The sequence below is a fragment of the Kaarinaea lacus genome, from assembly GCF_975902315.1.
Genome location: NZ_CDLKIE010000185.1, coordinates 1 through 4,490, shown reverse-complemented (window position 1 = coordinate 4,490; position 4,490 = coordinate 1). Strand labels below are relative to the sequence as shown.

General features: G+C 47.9%; 5 protein-coding genes. All 5 read left to right on the top strand.

Features of this window, described 5'->3' with window-relative positions; all coding sequences use genetic code 11:
- The first annotated feature begins 492 nt into the window (after nucleotides 1–492).
- The gene (gene ccoN, locus ACWVCM_RS05375; protein ID WP_455200691.1) at nucleotides 493–1,920 is read left to right on the top strand and encodes a cytochrome-c oxidase, cbb3-type subunit I; all 1,428 of its coding nucleotides are present in this window, start codon (nucleotides 493–495) and stop codon (nucleotides 1,918–1,920) included.
- Nucleotides 1,921–1,934: 14 nt separating this feature from the next.
- Nucleotides 1,935–2,648, top strand: coding sequence for a cytochrome-c oxidase, cbb3-type subunit II (gene ccoO, locus ACWVCM_RS05370; RefSeq protein WP_455200690.1), 714 nt, complete (start codon nucleotides 1,935–1,937; stop codon nucleotides 2,646–2,648).
- Between the two features lie 4 nt (nucleotides 2,649–2,652).
- Nucleotides 2,653–2,862 carry a cbb3-type cytochrome oxidase subunit 3 gene (locus ACWVCM_RS05365; protein WP_455200689.1) on the top strand — a complete coding sequence of 70 codons (210 nt, stop codon included), beginning with the start codon at nucleotides 2,653–2,655 and terminating at the stop codon, nucleotides 2,860–2,862.
- Nucleotides 2,859–3,713, top strand: coding sequence for a cytochrome-c oxidase, cbb3-type subunit III (gene ccoP / locus ACWVCM_RS05360; protein WP_455200688.1), 855 nt, complete (start codon nucleotides 2,859–2,861; stop codon nucleotides 3,711–3,713). The genes ACWVCM_RS05365 and ccoP overlap by 4 nt, the downstream gene beginning before the upstream one ends.
- 253 nt (nucleotides 3,714–3,966) lie before the next feature.
- On the top strand, nucleotides 3,967–4,490 hold a 524-nt coding region (locus ACWVCM_RS05355; RefSeq protein ID WP_455200687.1), incomplete at its 3' end, for a 4Fe-4S binding protein.

Genomic DNA, 4,490 nt, shown 5'->3' with positions numbered 1-4,490 from the left:
GTGGTTTCCCCAAATGAACACTTTCCATACTTACAATAGCCAGGGCATTTTGTGATACCAAAATAGATAAAATAAATGGTAAAAAACCAATTTTCGTAACGAACCTGTTTTTATTTCTGACACCCAGCATGCATTACTCCTATAAAAGCTAAAAATTTTAGGGCGTTACCATACAAGAGTCGTTTAGTTGATAAAAGTCAAAGGATAAGGAACAAACACTAACAGTATCGACTAAACTTTTGTCATTATATGCCTTCACTAAGATTCAACAGATCAGGACCGATCTGTAGCCGCACCCAAGCAGTATTTTAAAAAGTTTTATTTATAGACCTTGAGAAAATATCCATGGCGAAACAGTGGATTTCAAGTTGACAACATTAGTTAATCAGCAGATTCTTATAGTGATAAGCATCTAATTTTCCTAGTATTTTAGTAAGTTATCGTCAGTTTTAGCAACAATTATCGATATAACCTTTCGGGGAGGTGTCAATCGTGGCAGCTACAGAGGTGGAACAGAAATACAACTTCGAAGTGGTGCGATGGTTTAGCGTTGTCACCGTCATTTATCTGGTCGTCGGCACCTTCGTCGGAGTTTACATAGCAGCAGAACTGGCCTGGCCATTCCTTAACTTCGACAGTCCTTATATTACCTTTGGCCGACTCCGGCCCTTACACACCAACGCCGTCATCTTTGCCTTTGGTGGTTGTGTTTTAATGGCTACCGCGTTTTACAGTGTACAACGTACCTGTGGCGTACGACTGTGGAGCGACAAGCTGGCGTGGTTTACGTTCTGGGGCTGGAACCTGATTATCGTTCTGGCGGTGATCACTCTGCCATTAGGCTTCACCCAGGGTAAAGAATACGCTGAGCTGGAATGGCCTATCGATATCCTGATCGCCGTGGTGTGGCTATCCTTCGCCTTTAACTTCATCATGACCCTGGCCAATCGAAAGACCTCACATATATATGTATCCAACTGGTTCTACCTGGGCATGATGGTAATGATCACCTACCTGCACGTAGTTAATAGCCTGGCGATACCCGTAGAGCTCTTCAAGTCTTATTCCATCTTTGCCAGCGTGCAGGACGCCATGATTCAATGGTGGTGGGGACACAATGCAGTAGGCTTTTACCTCACCGCGGGTTTCCTGGGCATTATGTATTACTTTGTTCCCAAGCAGGCGGATCGACCGATTTTCTCTTATCGGCTTTCTGTTTTACATTTCTGGGCACTCATGTTCGGTTATGTCTGGCTGGGTGCGCACCACCTGCAATACACCGCCCTCCCCGACTGGGCGGGATCACTGGGTGCCGCCATTTCATTTGCCATGATCGTTCCTTCCTGGGGCGGTGCGGTGAACGGCATGATGACCTTAAGTGGCGCCTGGGATAAACTGCGCACCGATTATGTATTGCGCTTCCTGATTATGTCGCTGGCGTTTTATGCCATGTCTACATTTGAAGGACCGGTTATGTCCCTCAAGGTAGTTAATGCGCTATCCCACTATACTGACTGGACCATCGGCCATGTCCATTCCGGCGCACTGGGTTGGGTTGGCATGGTAGGCGCTGGCGCTATCTATCACCTGCTAACCCGATTGTGGAACACCGAGATTTACTCGACCAAACTGGTCAACCTGCATTTCTGGCTGGCAACCATCGGTATCGTTATCTATATAGTTGCGATGTGGATCTCCGGCATCATGCAGGCGTTAATGTGGCGTGATTACGATGAGTTCGGCACGCTAACCTATACCTTTGCCGAATCTGTTGCCGCCATGCATCCATATTATGTCCTGCGTACCGTGGGTGGATTCATCTACTCAGTGGGTGGTCTGGTGATGTTATACAACGTTGTGATGACCATTCGTCAATCCAGTGGCGTGCCAAGTGGCGAAGCCATACCAGCACAGGCTTAAGGGGGGACAAGATCATGGCTGATAAAATCTACTCCACCAAATTGCAGGACAAGATGGAACGCAATGTCTGGGCCTTGCTATTAATGTTATTAGTTGTTCTGTCGATAGGCGGCATCGTGGAAATCGTACCGCTGTATTACCTGGATGAAACCATGGAACACAATGCGCGACCGGAAATCGTCTGGCAGGCAAAAGAAGGACAAACGCTGGATGACTGGAAACCTGGCGATGGCATTCGTCCTTATACCGGCCTGGAACTGGCAGGTCGCGATGTCTACATTCGCGAAGGCTGTTACTTATGTCATTCGCAGATGATCCGCCCGTTCCGTGATGAAAAAGAGCGCTACGGGCATTACTCACTTGCTTCCGAGTCTATCTACGATCACCCTCATCAGTGGGGCTCCAAACGCACCGGCCCTGACCTGGCACGGGTAGGTGGTAAATACTCGGATGAATGGCATGTTCGACACATGATCGATCCGCGTTCGGTAGTACCTGAATCCGTAATGCCTAATTACCCCTGGTTGCAGGACAACGCCATCGACAGCGCTGGCGTCGTCGCTCGTCTGAAAGCCATGAAGGCACTGGGCGTTCCCTATAGCGACAAGGACATCGAAGCGGTCGCGGCCAAAGTGGAAGGCAAAACGGAAATGGATGCCATGGTAGCCTACCTGCAAGCGCTGGGAACCATGGCGAGGCTTGACTACGGCGTAGTCTACCGGGAGTAATGCCATGGACAGCGTAAAAGAATATTTTCAAACTGACTGGAGCGCGATGACATTACATGACTGGATAGGTTTAGGCATCACTGTCGTTGTGTTTTTCGTCATGATCGCGCTTTATGTTTATGTATTCCATCCGTCCAACAAAGAGAAACTGGAATCCCATCGGCACATTCCATTGGACGATGACGACGCTATTTACAGGGAGAACACCAAATGAGTGACAACAAAGATCCCTCCAGTGCACAGGATACCGGACACGTCTGGGATGGCAATTTACGTGAACTTACCAATCAACCGCCACGCTGGTGGATGATTACACTTTATCTCAGTGGTTTGTTTCTGGTGGTGTATTTTATTCTCTACCCTTCAATTCCAACCTTTACCGGTTATACCAGGGGAGTACTGGGCTGGACCCAGATGAAACGCTACCAGGAAACCACCGCAGAAATAGAAGCGATACGCGCCCCTTTTGAAGAAAAAATCAAATCCATGTCAGTGTCAGAAATTCTCACCGACCAGGAGCTGGTTAACTATATCAATCACTCGGGTAAGGTATTATTCGGTGATCGCTGCGCGCCCTGCCATGGTGGCGGCGGTTCCGGTAATCCGGGTTATCCGGTGCTGGCAGATGATGACTGGTTATTTGGCGGTAGCGCAGATACCATCCAACAAACCATCACCAACGGGCGCCAGGGCATGATGCCAGGTTTCAAAGCCAGTTTAAATGAACAGCAAATTGACGATCTGGCCAAACACGTATTAGCCATGAGTAAAGGCGGTGAACATGCGCCAGGCAAGGAACTATTTGTCAGTGCGGGCTGTGTAGGTTGTCACGGTATGGATGGCAAAGGCATGCAAATGATGGGTGCGGCCAATCTGGCCGATGCGATCTGGCGCTTCACACCGGCAACTGAAGAAAGTGTGAAATACACCATTGCCTATGGTATTAATGCACCGGGTGCAACCGAAACCCGTAACGCCGTGATGCCCGCGTTCAAGGATCAAATTAGTGAAACTGAAATAAAAAAACTGGCAGTATATGTCCATCAACTGGGTGGCGGTCAATAAACCAGAAGCCGTCAAATTGAACCGGGAGAAATAATTATGGATGCCGTAGCTATTGCTTCAATTCTGGGTGTAGGTATCACTATTGTTATTGTTGTTTTTCTGGCAGTGCGTATCGGCTACTTGATCAATCATACGCATTCAGAAGACAAATAAGATTGGGCAAATGGATTTGCCTCCTCTAATTATCTATGCGTAATTAAACCGCATTGCATGCGGTAATCAGTAGTACCAGCAGTACCACGGGTGGGATTAAGTGACTAACCAGACTGAGCAACTGGACACACAACAACTCGAAGATATATACCGAGAGGCGGATTATTGGCATGTTAATACGGGTGGTAAAACCATCCACGCCAAACGCATGCCGGGACGCTATCGTACATTAAAGTGGATCGCCATGAGCACCTGGCTGATTTACTTCCTGGGCCCCTATCTACGCTGGGATGGAAAACAGGCTATCTTACTCGATATTCCTGGTCGGCAATTTCACATATTCAATATCACTATACTGCCACAAGATGTCTGGATGCTGGCCATGGTGTTGTTGTTTTTTGCCCTGTTGCTTGCGGCGGTAACTTCCATCGCAGGACGCGTGTATTGCGGATACTTTTGTTTTCAAACCGTATGGACAGATATTTTTACCTGGATTGAATATAAACTGGAAGGTAAGGTAAACCAACGCGTCAAGCTGGATCACACCCCCTGGAACGCCAGCAAAATACGCATCAAAGTGACCAAACATATAATCTGGTTGCTAATAGGCGTCTTCACCGGCAT